General features: G+C 62.7%; 16 protein-coding genes. 15 read left to right on the top strand and 1 reads right to left on the bottom strand.

Features of this window, described 5'->3' with window-relative positions:
• Positions 1 to 130: 130 nt before the first annotated feature.
• From GGQ99_RS25715 to GGQ99_RS25755, 9 genes are all read left to right on the top strand, one after another.
• On the top strand, positions 131 to 562 hold the full coding sequence (locus tag GGQ99_RS25715; RefSeq protein ID WP_183264766.1) for a GlcG/HbpS family heme-binding protein: 432 nt from the start codon (positions 131 to 133) through the stop codon (positions 560 to 562).
• Between the two features lie 172 nt (positions 563 to 734).
• Positions 735 to 1823, top strand: a complete 1089-nt coding sequence (locus tag GGQ99_RS25720; RefSeq protein ID WP_183264767.1) for an NAD/NADP octopine/nopaline dehydrogenase family protein — start codon at positions 735 to 737, stop codon at positions 1821 to 1823.
• Positions 1820 to 2710, top strand: coding sequence for a dipicolinate synthase subunit DpsA (locus GGQ99_RS25725; RefSeq protein WP_183264768.1), 891 nt, complete (start codon positions 1820 to 1822; stop codon positions 2708 to 2710). The genes GGQ99_RS25720 and GGQ99_RS25725 overlap by 4 nt, the downstream gene beginning before the upstream one ends.
• Complete coding sequence (locus GGQ99_RS25730) at positions 2707 to 4053, top strand: dihydroorotase (protein WP_183264769.1); 1347 nt, start codon at positions 2707 to 2709, stop codon at positions 4051 to 4053. The genes GGQ99_RS25725 and GGQ99_RS25730 overlap by 4 nt, the downstream gene beginning before the upstream one ends.
• Positions 4050 to 4733 carry a resolvase gene (locus GGQ99_RS25735; protein WP_183264770.1) on the top strand — a complete coding sequence of 228 codons (684 nt, stop codon included), beginning with the start codon at positions 4050 to 4052 and terminating at the stop codon, positions 4731 to 4733. The genes GGQ99_RS25730 and GGQ99_RS25735 overlap by 4 nt, the downstream gene beginning before the upstream one ends.
• A gap of 1 nt (position 4734) precedes the next feature.
• A complete protein-coding gene (locus tag GGQ99_RS25740) occupies positions 4735 to 4935 on the top strand; it encodes a 2-hydroxymuconate tautomerase (RefSeq protein WP_108610196.1) in 201 nt (66 codons plus the stop codon).
• Positions 4932 to 5921, top strand: coding sequence for an isochorismatase family protein (locus GGQ99_RS25745; protein ID WP_108610197.1), 990 nt, complete (start codon positions 4932 to 4934; stop codon positions 5919 to 5921). Before GGQ99_RS25740 ends, GGQ99_RS25745 begins: the two co-directional genes overlap by 4 nt.
• Before the next feature lie 456 nt (positions 5922 to 6377).
• Positions 6378 to 7367, top strand: a complete 990-nt coding sequence (locus GGQ99_RS25750; protein WP_246389758.1) for an ABC transporter substrate-binding protein — start codon at positions 6378 to 6380, stop codon at positions 7365 to 7367.
• Positions 7368 to 7469: 102 nt separating this feature from the next.
• A complete protein-coding gene (locus GGQ99_RS25755) occupies positions 7470 to 8663 on the top strand; it encodes an amidase (protein ID WP_246389759.1) in 1194 nt (397 codons plus the stop codon).
• Between the two features lie 104 nt (positions 8664 to 8767).
• Here GGQ99_RS25755 and GGQ99_RS25760 read toward each other — a convergent pair whose 3' ends face one another.
• Positions 8768 to 10132, bottom strand: coding sequence for a cytosine deaminase (locus GGQ99_RS25760; protein WP_183264771.1), 1365 nt, complete (start codon positions 10130 to 10132; stop codon positions 8768 to 8770).
• Positions 10133 to 10430: 298 nt separating this feature from the next.
• Here GGQ99_RS25760 and GGQ99_RS25765 point away from each other — a divergent pair, with 298 nt between their 5' ends.
• The 6 genes from GGQ99_RS25765 (at position 10431) to GGQ99_RS25790 (ending at position 15711) form a co-directional block, all read left to right on the top strand.
• The gene (locus GGQ99_RS25765; RefSeq protein WP_108610200.1) at positions 10431 to 11171 is read left to right on the top strand and encodes a GntR family transcriptional regulator; all 741 of its coding nucleotides are present in this window, start codon (positions 10431 to 10433) and stop codon (positions 11169 to 11171) included.
• A gap of 25 nt (positions 11172 to 11196) precedes the next feature.
• Positions 11197 to 11664 (top strand): RidA family protein, encoded by a 468-nt coding sequence (locus tag GGQ99_RS25770; RefSeq protein ID WP_108610201.1) that lies wholly within the window; start codon positions 11197 to 11199, stop codon positions 11662 to 11664.
• Between the two features lie 2 nt (positions 11665 to 11666).
• A complete protein-coding gene (locus tag GGQ99_RS25775; RefSeq protein WP_343061786.1) occupies positions 11667 to 12665 on the top strand; it encodes a CobW family GTP-binding protein in 999 nt (332 codons plus the stop codon).
• Between the two features lie 440 nt (positions 12666 to 13105).
• Positions 13106 to 14014: an ABC transporter substrate-binding protein gene (locus GGQ99_RS25780; protein ID WP_245440017.1), complete on the top strand. Its 909-nt coding sequence runs from the start codon at positions 13106 to 13108 to the stop codon at positions 14012 to 14014.
• A 64-nt stretch (positions 14015 to 14078) separates the two neighbouring features.
• Positions 14079 to 14855 carry an ABC transporter permease gene (locus GGQ99_RS25785; RefSeq protein WP_183264772.1) on the top strand — a complete coding sequence of 259 codons (777 nt, stop codon included), beginning with the start codon at positions 14079 to 14081 and terminating at the stop codon, positions 14853 to 14855.
• A gap of 55 nt (positions 14856 to 14910) precedes the next feature.
• Positions 14911 to 15711 (top strand): ABC transporter ATP-binding protein, encoded by an 801-nt coding sequence (locus tag GGQ99_RS25790; RefSeq protein WP_108610204.1) that lies wholly within the window; start codon positions 14911 to 14913, stop codon positions 15709 to 15711.
• Positions 15712 to 15975: the final 264 nt, after the last annotated feature.

A 15975-nucleotide genomic window follows, 5' to 3' on the forward strand; every position in this document is an offset into this window, starting at 1 on the left:
CCGTGCCGCCTGCGACCTCGTCTTCGAAGGCCGCGCCCAGCCCAACGGCTACACCGAGCCGGTCCTCCACAAGCGCAGGTTGGAGCTCAAGGCCAAAAAAGCCCTTTCTGGAAATCGATAGGAACACCACATGTCCGAACTGACCCTTGCCAAGGCCAATGCCATCATCGCGGCGGCCTTCGCCAAAGCCCAGGACGCCAAGATGAAGCCGCTGTCGGTGGCGGTGCTGGATGCCGGCGGCCATCTGATCGCCTTCCAGAAACAGGACGGCTCGTCGATGCTGCGATTCGAAATCGCGAGCGGGAAGGCCTATGGCGCGCTCGCCGTCGGCATGGGCTCGCGCTGGCTCGACACGATCGCAAAAGAGCGCCCGCACTTCATGGAAGGCCTGAATGCTGTCTCCGGTGGCCGCATCGTGCCCGTGCCTGGCGGCGTGCTGATCCGGACCGCATCTGGCGCCCTGCTCGGTGCCGTAGGCATCACTGGCGACACCTCCGACAATGACGAACTGGCGGCCATATCGGGCATCGAAGCCGCAGGCTTCGATGCAGTCGCAGGCTGACGGGCGGAAGGGCATTCTTCCGCTTGACAATTCCATCTGTGATCATAAAGTGTGATCAAACTGATTGACGAAATCAATTCAGCGCATGGGCTCGGGAGGAACCAGTCCGCAGCACCATGGCGCTTGAGGGCGCGCGGCTAGAATCGCTGCGCTTCGATCCTCGGAGGAGAGTATGAAGGTTGCAGTATTAGGCGCAGGCGCGGGCGGTGCAGCATCGGTCGCGGAATTGGTCCAGGCCGGTCATGACGTGCATTTCTGGGCGCGCTCGGCCGAAACCCTCGAGCCGCATATCAAGCTCGGCGGTGTCGCTTACGAGGGCAAGCTCGGCGAAGGCGTCGCCAGGCCGGCGCTGATCACCACCGATCTCAAGGCGGCCATCGACGGTGTCGACGTCGCAGTGGTTGTCCTTCCGACCTTCTCGCACTCGGCCATCGCTTCGGCGCTGGCAGGGGCGGGATGGTCATCCAGCAAGCCTGTCGTGCTCAATCCCGGCCACACCGGTGGCGCGCTCGAATTCGCCGAGACGTTTTCACGCACCGGCCGTGCCGCACCTCCGGTGGTCGAGTTCTCGACGCTGACCTATGTCGCGCGCAAGTATCGCCCCGATGGCGTCACCGTCTCCGGCCGGGCCAAGCAGCTCAAGGCGGCAGCGCTCAAGGGCGGTTCGGAAGTTCTGGAGATCGCAGGAAAGCTCTATCCGGGCCTCACCCCGGTTGCCGACGTGATCGCCTCCGATCTCTCCAACGTCAACATGGTCCTGCATCCGCCGGCGGCTGTTTTGGCGGCAGCCTGGGTCGAGGCGACGGGTGGCAACTTCACTTTCTACGTCGATGCCATGACCCCGGGCGTCGCCCGTGTCATGAAGCAGCTCGACGACGAGCGGCTGGCGGTCGCCAAGGCCTTCGGGCATGATCTGCCCAACCTCGTCGAAGAGATGAAGCTGCTCGGCACGGTCGAGGCCGATGTGGTCGATACCAGCGATTTCCGCGCGGCAATTGCCGGCGGCGAGGCCAACAAGCGCATCAAGGGCCCGGACTCGCTCGAATACCGCTACTACAAGGAAGACTTCGGCCACGGCCTGCTGCCTTTCCTTGAACTCGCGAAGATCGCAGGCGTCGAGACGCCGGTTGCGCATTCGCTCTACAGTCTGGCGCAGATCGCCGTCGGCACCGACTATCGCAAGGGCGGCCGCACCGCCGAGGCGATGGGTATCGCCGGCATGTCCAGGGATCAGGTCATTCAGAAGGTAAGGGCGCAATGAGCTGGCAAAATACAGTCATCGCCGTCGTCGCCGGCGACGCCCGCGAACAGGAGATCGCCCGTTGCGCGGTCCGTGCCGGAGCGACCGTCCGCGCCTATGGTTTCCCTTGGCCGGATGAGGGTATCGAGGGTGTCTACCATGCAAAGGACGCTGCCGATGCGTTGAAGGGCGCCGACATCGCGCTGTTCCCGATCCCCGGCATCACCGCCGAAGGCGCGCTGTTTGCGCCGAAGTGCCCGGAAAAGATCATCCCGACGCGCGAAATGCTCGACGGCATGAACAAGCCTGGCCATATCATCCTCGGCTGGGGCGACGCCAATCTGAAGGGCCATTGCGAAGCCCTCGACATCACGCTGCACGAATATGAGTGGGACGTCGACCTGATGCTGCTGCGCGGCCCGGCGATCGTCGAAGGCGTGCTCAAGGTGATCATCGAAAACACCCAGATCACCATCCACAAGTCCAACATCTGCCTGGTCGGGCAGGGCACCATCGGCTCGCTTTTGACCAACACACTCCTGGCCCTTGGCGCCCATGTCCACGTCGCTGCGCGCAACCCGGTCCAGCGCGCTGCGGCTTACGCGGCGGGTGCGGAATCGCTGACGCTCGAACAATTGCCGGAATACCTGCCAAAGATGGACATCGTCATCGGCAGCGTGCCAAAGCGCCTGCTCGAGCGTGAACAGCTGGCGCTGTTACCCAAGCATGCGCTGCTGGTCGATGTCGCGGCCCCTCCCGGCACGATCGACAGGGATGCGGCTGGCGAACTCGGACTGAAGACCGTCTGGGCGCGCGGCATGGGCGCACGCGCGCCGATCACCGTCGGCCGCAGCCAGTGGAGCGGCATTGTCAGGCGCATTGCAGGAATTTTGGAGCAGAAGTCATGAAAGCGGATCTGGTCATCAAGAATGCGCGGGTGGTTCGCCACGACGGCGAATTCCACGGCGGCGTGGCAGTCAAGGACGGCAAGATCGTCCTGACCGGATCGGACGAGTCGCTGCCCGACGCAACCCGCACCATCGATGCCGAGGGTCGCGTGCTGATGCCGGGCCTGATCGACCCGCACTGCCACCTCGGCGTCAAGTTCCCCTTCGCAGAGGACATGCGCACGGAGACGGCGGCGGCGGCTTCCGGCGGCGTGACGACCGCACTGCTCTACATCCGCAACCTCAAGGAATCCTACCTGCCGTTCTACGAGGAGCGCAAGGCGCTGGGCGAGGAGAACTCGGTCATCGATTTCGGCTTCCACTTCGGCATCCAGCGCGAAGAGCACATCGCCGAGATCCCCGAGATCGTCGCCAAGACCGGCGTGAAGTCGTTCAAGTGCTATTTCGGCTACGAGCCCGACAATCCGATCGGCATCGTGCCGGCGACCGACGGCTGGGTCTATGCGGCGATGCGCATCCTCGCCAAGGTTCCCGGCGGCGTCATCAACGTCCACTGCGAAAACACCCAGATCGCCTCTTGGATCAAGAAGGAGATCGCCGCGACCGGCCGTCAGGATCTCGGCGCCTATACGGAATCGCGTCCGGCCTTCTGCGAGGTCGAAACCATTCGCCGCATGATCTTCCTCGCCGAAAAGACCGGCTGCTCGCTGCATCTGGTCCATACCTCGGTCGGCATGGGCCCCGTGCTGGCCGCCGAAGCGCAGGCGCGCGGCGTGCACGTTACCGTCGAGACCTGCCCGCATTATCTGACGCGCACCTGCTACGACGAAGATCTTGACATGCGCGCCAAGATCTCGCCGCCGCTGCGTGATCGCAACGAGCTCGAAGGCCTCTGGGCCGGCATGCTCAACGGCTCGGTCTACAGCCTCGGCACCGATCACGTGCCGTTCCTGCCCAAGAAGCTCGAGGACCTGTGGACTGAATTCCCCGGCGTCGTCAGCTTCCCGTGGGAGCTGTCGCTGATGCTGCATTTCGGCGTCCATCAGCGCGGCATGCCGCTCAGCCGCCTGGTCGAGCTCAACTCGTTCAATCCGGCGCGGCGCTTCGGCCTGTGGCCGCGCAAGGGCCACATCGATGTCGGCTTCGATGCCGACCTGGTGTTGGTCGACCTCGACGAGGAGCGCACCGTCACCCACACCGGCAAGGGCACCTGCATCTATGAAGGCTGGAAGCTCAAGGGCTGGCCGGTGATGACGGTGGCGCGCGGCGACGTCGTCTACGAAAACGGCGTGGTCGCCGAAACCAACTATGGCCGCGGCCGCTGCGTGACGCTGCCGGCATGACACCATCGGCCCCCGATCAACTGGACCTGGCCGGCCGGGTTTCGCTGACACCGGCGCGTTTGCCGGTGCGCGAAGCGGTGGCAAGCATCGTTGCCCGCAAGGCGACGATCCGCCAGGAGCGGTTGTCGGGGATCCACAATCCGTGGGGCCATGTCATCGGCCTCACCGATCCGTGGAGCTTTCTCGACCTGTGCGAGAGCGATGTCGTGGTCGACGCCGCGCAGAAGATCATCGGCGCGGACGTCATCCTATGGGACAGCGAACTGTTTACCGAAGCAGGCAGCTACAGTGAGTTTCTGAGCCAGGGCAGCGAAGGCCGCTACTGGCCGGTGAGCCCGCTTGCCGGCGCGATTATTCTGTTGCCTGTGGAGCGGGAGAAGCCTGAGGCCAGGGCGGTCAGCCTCGATGATATCGGGCCGCATGTGCTTGAAGGGTATGATCCTTCGGAACCGCTTTATGTCATCCGGGTGATGCCGGCGACGAGCCGTTTCGATCGTGACTCCAGGCACCCGGCCAATCTCGCCTGCATGGAAGAGCGGGTACTGGTCAATTATTCCAACCGTCCGCTGTGGCTGCTTTGCGGTACCGACCGGGCGGACAACGATCTGGTTTCGGGCTTCGCGCCCGCCGTGCCCGTCTGGGCCTCCGGCGCGCTGCCCACCGAAAGAGAGGAGAAATAGAATGCCGTTCGTCGTCGTAGAAATGTGGGAAGGGCGCACTGTCGAGCAGAAGCGCAATCTCGTCAAAGCCATCACCAAGGCCATGGTCGATGAGGCCGCCTGCAAGCCCGATCACCTGCACGTCGTGATTCACGAGACGCCCAAGGACAGCTGGGGCCGCGGTGGCGTGCTCGGCATCGACATGGTGGAGCACAAGAAATGAGCCTCGAAGCCCTCGACTACCGCAAGTCGGCGCTGCTGGTCATCGACCTGCAGAACGCCTTCATCCACGAAAAGGGCACGCTCGGTATTTCGGGCGTCGACACCAAGCGCCTGTCCTCGATCGTGCCGCCGCTGGCCAAGCTGATCAAGCGCTGCCAGGACACCGGCATTCCGGTCATCTGGACGATGCAGGAACACTTCGCCGTCGACCAGAACCGCGCCAAGAAGAAGCTGCTCGGCCATACCGCCCGGCGCAAGCAGGTATCGGCGCTGGCCGGCAGCTGGGACGAGCAGATCATCGACGAACTGAAGCCACTCGCCGATTTCGATCCGGCCTTCGTCATCCGCAAGCATCGCTTCGGCGCATTCTATGAAACCCGCCTCGAAATGATGCTGAAGATGCTGGGCACCCAGCATCTGTTCGTCACCGGCGCGACCACCAATGCCTGCGTCGAGACTTCGATCCGCGAAGCCTATCTGCGCGATCTCGACGTGATTGCCGTCGACGACTGCGTGTCGGGCGTCAACGCCGAGTGGGAAGCAACCGCCAAGCAGATCTGGAAGCAGTATTTCTGCGAGATCGCGCCCTCCTCGGAGGTGCTCGACTGGATCGGCGAACAGGTCAAGCCGCGCGTCACCAACTACGGCCACCAGCTGATCATGGTCAACGACATCGACACGTCGGTGGCGTTCTACACCAACCAGCTGGGCTTCACGATCCGGCAGGCCAAGCCGCTCGCCGACGGCCGTCCGTTCACCGCCTTCCATCAGGGTATCGCCCTGATCCACGGCAAGACGAGCGACCATCGCCAGCTCGACCACATTGCCTTCGAAGTCAATGACGTCCGCGCTCTGGACGCCAAGCTGAAGAAGGCCGGCGTGCGTTACTTCAACGAGCTGCATGACGGACCGTACGGGCTGACGATCTACATCGCCGATCCCGACGGCACCAAGGTCGAACTCTACCAGGTCGGCGCCACCGCCTGATCCTGGCATTTCTCAAGAGTGCATTCGGCCGCCGGCTCGCCCGGCGGCCGAATTGCGTTTGAGCTGCGGCACATGCCAGGCCGAAAGATCGCTGCTGGCGGTCGGCGCCGGAAAGTCGCCTATCCAGGCGACGCCATGATCAGGATCTTGCAGGGTTGAGGTCGGCATCCCGCCGGGCGGCAAAGTTGATGGCAAGTCGTCCATACATTTGGCCCGGATGCTGTTTGCAATCCGGAACTGCCAGCCTGAGTTTTACTACTCAGAAGTACATTCGCCGCTAGCAAAACTACTTTTTGGCCGGACCATATTCTTGCCTTGACACCAATGAATTGTGATCACACGATGAGATCAAGAATGGACTAGGCACGCAATTCTGCCGCGTCTCTTGGAGGATAGAGACGCGCGTGCCGGGCCGTGTCGGCCCCGCACGATGCCGCAAAAAGGAGGAGAGAAACGTTGTATCGCAAAGGTCTCATACGTAGCCTGGCGCTTGCCGCCACTGCTGCCGTCGTCACTGCTTTCGCATCTCACGGTGCGATGGCCGAGGAGTTCAAAGTCCGTTTCAGCTGGAAGCTGAGTGGCGCGTATGGCTTCTTCTATCTCGGCGATCAGAAGGGCGTGTACAAGGACGCCGGGCTGGAACTGAAGCTCGGCGAGGGGGCCAGTTCGCAGGCCGCACTGGGTGGGCTGATCCAGGGCCAGGAAGACGTGGTGGTGATGCCTGGGATCTTTGCCGTATCGGCGATCCAGAGGGGCATGCCGGTCAAGATCATCGGGGTCTACCAGCCTTCGACCCCGCTTGCGCTGATCTCGCATCCCGACAATCCGGTCAACACGCCGAAAGATCTGGAAGGCAAGACCATCGCGCATGCGGTGGGGGAGACCGGCACGTCCTATCTTGGCGCCTTCTGCGAGATCAACAGTGTCGACTGCACCAAGATCAACAAGATCCAGATGGATTCGCAGACGCGCGTTCCCCAGTTCCTGCAGAGACAGGTCGACGTCGTCAGCGTCTACCGCAACAACGATTTGCCGGTGCTCGAGGACAAGGCCGGAGCGAAGTTCGTGACCCTCAACATGAGCGACTATGGCCTGTCCGTGCTCGGCGAGGCGATTGTCGCCAGCGACGAGGGTATCGCCAAGAATGGAGATGCCTTGCGCAGCTTCCTGGCCGCCAACGCCAAATCAATCGAAATGATGCGGGCCGACCCGGCGGGAACGGCATCCGCATTGAAGGCGGTATGGAAGGCAGGGCCCTCGGATCAGGTCCTCCAGCGGCAGATCGAGACGACGGCGGCATCGTTCACGACCTCGGCGGGCACCCCGGTCGGTTGGGTCGACGAGAAGGTCATCGCCAACGCGCTGAAGCTGATCGGCAGCGTCGATGATATCGGCACGCCCCGGCCGCTTTCGGACTTCTACACCAACGAACTGCTGGGTGAGTGAGGCCGACCGCCCGCCTCGGCGACTGAAAGACTGAACGCACCGATGCGCATATGCGATCTGCGCCGCTTAAGCGCCGGTTCGACCGCGGTCGAGCCGGCGAGAATGAACAATTTCCAGGAAGCATTTATGTCGCCGCAACAAGATCATTTTCGCGCCTTCATGCCTTATGGGGCGGTCGAAGTGGCCAATGCCGGCATTGGCCCGCTTGCGGGGCTGCGCCTTGCGGTGAAGGACCTGTTTGATGTCTCCGGATACCGCACCGGATGCGGATGTCCGCTCATGCTGGCCGAGAGCGATGTGAAGGCCCGAACGGCTCCTGCCGTTCAGCGCCTGCTCGACGCAGGCGCCCGCTTTGTCGGCAAGACCCACACCGACGAACTGGCGTGGTCGCTCTATGGTGTGAACGCCCATTTCGGTACGCCGGTAAACCCCGCTGCTCCAGATCGCGTGCCTGGAGGCTCGTCTTCCGGCTCCGCTGTTGCCGTTGCTGCGAACCTGGCTGATATCGGCATCGGAACGGATACGGGTGGCTCGGTGCGCCTTCCCGCCAGTTTCTGCGGGGTGTGGGGTTTCCGTCCGACCCACGGTCGCGTGTCGCTCGCCGGCTGCATGGAGCTTGCCGCCAGCTTCGATACATTCGGCCTCTTCGCGCGCGACATCGACACGCTCGAGGCTGCCGGAAAGGTGGTCCTGGGCGACGACGAAATCGTCCTGCCCGCCCAGCCTCGGCTGTTGGTTGCAAGCGACATGGCGGACAGGCTCGCCGACGGGCCCCGGGCGGTCTTTGACCAGGCTTTCGCTCATCTTGGTGCGACACCGGCGTCGGTCTATGCGGGACCCGGCGTGAGCGCGGTCTACGAAGCGTTTCGCAAGCTGCAGGCCTGGGACACCAGAAAGTCCGTCATTTCGTGGATGACCGCGTCCGGCATGCCGCGCTCGCGTGGACTTGATGAGCGATATGCCTTTGCCATGTCATTGACCGACGATGACCATCTCGCGGCCAACCGTATCCGGGACAGCTTCCGGCAAAGGATGGACGATCTGCTGGGGCTGGATGGCATCCTCCTGGCGCCCGCGGTTCACGATGCACCGTTCCGCCTGGACGCTCCAGGGGAGGTTTTCGACGGCTACCGCCACGAGGCGATGACCCTGCTTTGCGTCGCCGGTCTCGCCGGCCTTCCGCAGATAGTGCTGCCGGCGGGCAAGGTGGACGGAGCTCCCTATGGCGTTTCGCTGATCGGCCCTCGCGGTTCGGACCTGTCGCTCATGGCGGCGGCGCGCATGATGGTCGGGTGACAGGCCGGTTTCACGCCGGGTGTTGGACCGGGCGAGCGCGAGCCCGATCCAACTTGAGGACCTCGGCCGCTGGTTCACCCGGCGGCCGAGCCGTGTTTTGCAATTCAGCGCGGAGCCAGGCCGACGAGATCGTCCAGTTCCCCATAGGAGGGAAGCGGCGAGGCGATGGGCGCGCCGCTGCGAATGACGATGCGGTTGCTTTCGGGCCGCGACAGCAATTCCGACCAGCAGCGCCCTTCGAACAAGATGAAGTCGGCTGCTAGGCCTTCGCCCATCATGCCCCTCCCGTCGAGGCGCATGATCGAAGCAGGCGTTGCCGATACCGCTCTCGGCCAGTCCCCCACCTCGTGGTCGAGGTGCAGGATCCGGGTCCCCATCCGATAGGTCTCCATCATGTCCAGATCGCCATAGGCATAGAACGGGTCCCGCGTGTTGTCGGAGCCGAGCGCGACCGCAATGCCGCGGCGCCTCATCTCGTGCAGCAGGGTGACGCCTCGCCATCTCGGCGTGGTGCCGTCGTGACGCCTATCCTGCAGGTAGAGATTGCACATCGGCAGCGACACGACCGCAAGTCCGGCGGCCGCGACGGTGTCGAGCGTCCTATCGACGATCGAACTGTCCTGCGTGGCGAGCGAACAGCAATGGCCGACAAGCACCTTGCCCGAAAAACGCGCCCGCAGTCCTGCCTCGGCGATGCGATGCAGGGAGTTGGCCGCCGGATCGGCCGTTTCGTCAGCGTGGAAATCCAGGTCGAGGCCGTACCGGGTCGCTGTCGCGAACATGCGGTCGAGCAGTGCATCGATGTCGGGCACGGGGAATGCGACGGCGCCAAATACGCCTCCGGCCGCCGCCACGCGCTGCGCCAGGGCATCGAGGGCGGCTTCGTTGCGGGCAAAGTCGATGCCGACGAGGCAGACTGCCTGCAGGTCGATCCTGCCCCGCCACGCTTCGCGCATCTGCTCGAAGACAGGCCACGAGATCGCATCCTGTGGCGGCGCCGAATCGAGATGCGTGCGCATGGCTGATGTCCCGTAGTGGTGGGCGCAACGCAAAGCGAAGTCCATGCGCCGGGCAACGTCTTCGGCAGACCAGTTGGCCAGGCGGTCGGCGCTGGTGGAGCTCATGGCACCGGGGAAAGACCCGTCGGCACCCGGGGTTCGCGGCAGGATGTGGCCCTTGTCGAGATGCGTGTGGCAATCGACGAAGGTCGGCAACACGATACGGCCTCCGGCGTCGACCGAAATGATGCCCGCCGGATGCGGGTGAATGGCCGCCGGGGTTATTGCCAATATCTTGCCGTGCTCTACAGTCAGGTCAGCGAGAAAGAACTCGGCACCCGCGGTTTCGATGGCACCTGTTGCGGTTACTGCATTGTTGAGACGGACATTGCGCAGCATGTATCGCCCATGCACTGCGGCTGCGGTGATCGTCTCGCGCAGGGATACTTGGTCAGGTGCAGCTATGGTCATCGATATTCCTTTGCAATTGTCACGGCCTTTGCCATTGAAAACAGCGTTGTCGCCAATTCAGGCTGAGGCAGGAATGCCGCAACCCGACAGCTGGGCAGGCACCAATTCGCTCGGCCGACCGGCGGCAGTTAAAGGTTGCCGTTCAGGGAAAGATCATTTATTGATCACAATATGAGATCACAGATTGCGGCCTGTCAACTTCTGCCCCCGGCCGGCGTCTGTCTGCGGCCGACCGCAGCAACGTCGTTCCTCGTACAGCGCAACTCTTGAGGAAATTGGCGAGAGGCGGAGAAGCGGAATGCGGATAGACAAGGTCGAAGGTGCCAACGGCGACAAAGATGCCGTCAAGCCGGCGCGCGGTCACGTCCACGAGCACGTGCTGAGCTATATGCGCCGTGGGCTGATGGTGGGCGCATTCCTGCCCGGCCAGGTGATGAGCCTGCGCAAGCTGGCCGCAGGTTTTGGCACCAGCCCTATGCCGGTTCGCGAAGTGCTGAGCCGACTGGTTGCGGCGAATGCCCTGGAGGAGACCAAGGGCGGTTCGGTGCGTGTGCCACGGCTGGGACCGGAAAAGCTCAGCGATCTTTTCGCCGTGCGCGAGATGCTCGAAGGCATGGCGACCGAGCTTGCCGCCAAGAAGGTGACACCTGCCCTGATCAGCCAACTGACCAGCCTCAACAAGCAACTGCTCGTGGCGATCGAAAAGCGCGATATCCTGAACTGCCTGTCCTATAACCAGAAATTCCATTTCACGGTTTACGAGGCTGCGGATTCCGAAGTGCTGATGCCGCTGATCGAATCGCTTTGGCTGCAGTTCGGCCCGACCATGTACATGTCGCTGCTGATCCCATCGATGCCGTGGAATGCCTCCGACCACGAAGACATTCTTGCCGCGCTGAAGGATGGCAACGCGACTGCTGCCAAGAAGGGCATCGTCCACGACATCCGCACCACCTGCAAGGCGCTGCTCAGCGTCGCCGGTTCGCAGGGCATCGAGCTGCCCTTCGCGCAGGGGCCGGAACTGCAATTCGACTACTGAAATCACGATCTGGGAGGACCGCACCATGGCGGGTAAGTTTGAACAAAATCTCGCGCGCCTGGGCATCAGCCTGCCGGCAACCGTGGCTCCTGCTGCCAACTACGTGCCGGCGCGCCGGCTGGGCAACCAGGTCTACATTTCCGGCCAGGTGCCGAGCGAGGCCGGCAAGGACAAATACACCGGCAAACTCGGCTCCGACTACACGGTCGAGGAAGGCCAGGCGGCGGCCCGGCTCTGCGCCGTCAACATCCTGGCCCAGCTCAAGCAGGCGCTCGATGGCGATCTCGATCGCGTTGTCGGCGTCATCCGCCTCGGCGGCTTCGTCAATGCCGAGCCTGACTTCAAGGATCACCCCAAGGTCATCAACGGCGCATCCGACCTGATGGTCGACGTGTTCGGCGAGGCAGGGCGCCATGCCCGTGCTGCCGTCGGGTGTTATTCGCTGCCACGCAACGTGCCAGTCGAAGTCGACGCGATCTTCGAGGTCAACTGACCGTGCAGCCTGCCGCTTCGACGATTGACGACAGAATTCCGGTCCATGTGCTGACCGGCTTCCTGGGAAGCGGCAAGACGACCTTCCTGAGGTATCTGCTCGGCGAGCCGGATCTCGCCGATACAGCCGTGATCATCAACGAGTTCGGCGAAGTCGGGCTCGACCACCTTCTGGTGCGGGAAGTATCCGAGGACGCCGTGCTGTTGTCCTCGGGCTGCCTGTGCTGCGCGGTGCGCGATGATCTCGTTTCCACACTGGCGGACCTTCTGGCGATGGTTCGTCGCAGCGAGGTGGCGCCTTTCCGCCGGGTCGTGGTTGAAACCACGGGCCTCGCCGATCCCGCACCGATCATGCAGGCGGTGATGAGCGATCTTCAGCTTCGTCGCGGCTATCGGGCGGGCAGCATCGTGGCCACCGTCGACGGCGTCAGCGGCGCCAACAGCATCGGCAGCTTCGCCGAAGCGGTGCAGCAGGTCGCGCTTGCCGACTGCGTAGTCATCACCAAGTCGGATCTCGTCGAGCCCTGGCGGCTCGACGCGCTTGGCCAGGATGTCGGCAAGGTGAACCCTCAGGTCAGGCAGCTTGTCTCCAGCCGCGCAAGCATGCCAAGCGCGGCCGACATCTTCGATCACGAAGAAAGCTGGCAGCCGCGCCATTTCGAAATGGCCGACACGCCAGCCTTGGGCAAGCACAGCGACGGCATCGAGACCTTCACGGTCGAAGTGACGCGAGAGGTGGACTGGCCTGCTTTCGTAGACTGGCTCGAACTGCTTCTGGCCGGTCGCGGCCAGTCGATCCTTCGCGTGAAGGGCTTGCTGCCGGTCAAGGGCGATGCGCGTCCGGTTGTCATCCACGGCGTCCAGCACGTCGTTTATCCGCCGGAGTATCTGGAGCGCTGGCCGGATGGCATGCCGCATGGCTGGCTGGTTTTCATTGCCCGCGACCTGACCCGCGCCGCGATCGAGAGTTCGTTGCCGAGCACATTCGCCACCGCGCACTGACGATCCGAAGGCCACCCGGATCCGGTCTCTTTCCTGATATATTTGTGTCGGCCGCCGAGGCGCGCGCGCCCATTGCCGTGCCGAGGCAAGGTCGCGACGCTGCGACGCGTGGCGAATCCCGAAGCGATTTCCGATGCTTGCGCGCAAGGCTGGGTGCAGCCGGTTGGCCCGGAGGCAAGCTCGACATTTGTTAGAAGCGAACCGAGATTCGTCGCTTGACAAAGATCAAATGTGATCACACTATGAGATCAAGAATGAGGATCGAGAGCTTGAGCTGTCGTGCCTTGTTCGGGGGAGAGAGGCAGGCCTTCGGGCCATAGGGGGCGCCAGTCGGTGCTCGTTTAGGGAGGAGAGAAATGTTGTACGTCACAGGTCTCATTCGCGGCACGGCTCTGGCCGCGACCGCTGCCATAGCCACCGTCCTGGCAAGTCACAGTGCGATGGCCGAGGACATCAATCTACGTTTCAGCTGGAAGCTGAAGGGCGAATACGGCTTCTTCTACCTGGGGCAGGAAAAAGGCCTCTACAAGGATGCCGGCCTCAATGTGACGCTCGGTGAAGGTGCTGGCGCGCAGGCGGCCCTCGCGGCCCTTCTTCAGGGCCAGGAAGACCTTGCAGTGGTTCCTGGAATATTTGCGATCACGGCAATCCAGAAAGGCATGCCGGTCAAGATTATTTCTCTTTACCAGCCGGCCGCGCCCGTTGTCCTTATTTCTCATCCCGAGAATCCGGTGGTCAAGCCAAGCGATCTCGAGGGCAAGTCCATCGCAAGCTCGATCGGCGAAACGTCGACGGCCTACATGGATGTCTTCTGCAGTGTGAATAATATCGACTGCAAGAAGGTAAATAAGATCCAGATGGACAGCCAGACCCGCATTCCGCAGTTCGTGCAGAAGAAGGTCGACGTGGTTGGCGTGTACCGCACAAGCGATCTGCCTGTTCTCATCGACAAGACCTCGACCAATTTCGCTGTCCTCGACATGGAGGAATTCGGCCTCGCAGTTCCCGGCCTGGCCGTTGTCGCCAGCGCCGACGGTGTGGAGAAGAAGGGCGACGTGCTTCGCAACTTCCTTTCCGTCACCAGCAAGGCAATCGAAATGTCGCGCAGCGATCCTGCCGCAGCGACCGCCGCTTTGAAAGCGGTATGGCAGGCCGGACCGTCCGACAAGGTCGTCCGCGAGCAGGTCGAAGCGACTTCAAAGTCCATTCCGGCATCCACGGGCAAGCCTCTCGGATGGGTCGATGAGAAGACGATTGCCGATGCGCTCAAGCTGATCGGCAGCGTCGACGAGATCGGTGAACCGAAGCCCATCTCGACCTTTTATACCAATGATCTTCTGACGCAGTGAGGCTACGGTGGCGAGCACGGATGTAATCGGCGCCGGTCAGGCGCAGAAAAAGCAAGGCAACAACATGAGCAGCAAGAAAAAATCGCGAGGACCCTGGCTGGAGCGTTACTCGGCGCTTATCCTCGCGGTCGTTCTGCTCGGTGCCTGGCAGATTCTGGTTCCCTTGTCGGGGCTGTCGGAGTTCGTCCTGCCGACCCCGCTGGCTATCGCCACGCGGATCGTCAACGAGCTGCCGCTGCTCGCCACCCATGGCTATGTCACGCTTTTTGAAGTGGTCGTCGGCTTTGCCATGGGGGTGCTGGTCGGCATCCCCTTGGCGCTGTCGATCTTCTATTCCAGGGCTTTCGAACGTGCCATCTACCCGATCCTGGTGGCGCTGCAGACGGTGCCCAAGGTAGCGCTGGCGCCGCTGCTGGTGCTCTATCTCGGCTACGGCTGGGCGCCCAAGATCACGCTGGCCTTCCTGATCTCGTTCTTCCCGATCGTCATTTCCACCGTCGTCGGCCTGCAGTCGCTCGACAAGAACCTGGTCAATCTCGTCCGCTCGATGGGTGCCGGCGAATGGCAGACGTTCTTCAAGGTTCGCCTGCCAGCAGCACTGCCGAATATTTTCGGCGGCTTCAAGGTGGCGGTGTCGCTTGCGGTCATCGGTGCGGTCATCGGCGAGTATGTTGCTGCCGAGCGCGGTCTTGGCTACCTGCAGCTCCAGGCCAATTCGCAGTTCGACACGACGCTCAACTTCGCCACCGTGGTGGCGATCTCGGGACTTGGCGTGATGCTCTATTTCATCATCGACACCATCGAGTCCCGCGTCACCTACAAGCGCGACTCCGCCAAATAACCCGGCCCTTCAATCGGTCCGGCAACAACGAATACAGGTTCAGTGAGGCAATTCCATGAGTGCCACTACCCAGACTGGCGCGGCGGTCGACATTTCCCGGCTTTCCAAGATCTACAAGACACGCGAGGACGATGACGTCCTCGCCCTCGACAAGATCGATCTCAGGATCGAGCCCGGCAGCTTTGTTGCCGTCGTCGGGCCGAGCGGTTGCGGCAAGAGCACGCTGCTTTCGCTTCTCGCCGGCCTGACACCCGCCTCGACCGGCAGCATCTCCATCGACGGAGACGGCGTCAGCAGGCCGCATCCGAAAACCGGCGTCGTGTTCCAGTCGGATCTGTTGCTCTACTGGCGCACGGTGCTCGACAACATCCTGCTGCCGATCGAGATCAAGAAGCTCGATGCCGCGAAATACAGGCAACGTGCCGAAGAATTGCTGGCCCAGGTCGGCCTCGAAGGCTTTGGCAACAAGTATCCCTCCGAGCTCTCCGGCGGCATGCGCCAGCGCGTGGCGATCTGCCGGGCACTGATCCAGGAGCCAGGCCTGCTGTTGATGGACGAGCCGTTTGGCGCGCTCGACGCGCTGACGCGCGAACAGATGATCATGGATCTGCAGTCGATGTGGCTCAGGCTTGGCAACACGGTGCTGTTCATCACCCACGGCATCGACGAGGCGGTGTTCCTTGCCGACCGCGTGCTGGTGATGTCGCCGCGTCCCGGCCGCGTCGATCTCGACCTCAAGATCGATCTGCCGCGTCCGCGGCAGTGGAGCAAGACCCACGAAGACAAGGATTATCACGGCTACGTCCGGCAGATCCGCGCGATCTTCGAGGCCAAGGGCATTCTGGTCGCCCACTAGTGTACTGGCCCGGAAACCGGCGACGATTTTCGGGCCCGCTGGGCACCTGACGCCCCGATCGGTTCGGCCGATCCGCCAATCGGCAATTGCGACAGAAATGACATGAACGCCGCCGGGACATTTTCCCGGCGGGCGACCAGTTGCGCGGAGAGCCCGGATGCCTGGAACCATATTCATACCGAGAGAGATTGATGCGATTGAGAGCCGGGTTGGTGCTTCGCCGGATACGGTGAAACGCCTTGTCGGGCTGGGCTTTGACGTGAT

Source organism: Aminobacter niigataensis (assembly GCF_014200015.1).
GTDB lineage: Bacteria > Pseudomonadota > Alphaproteobacteria > Rhizobiales > Rhizobiaceae > Aminobacter > Aminobacter niigataensis.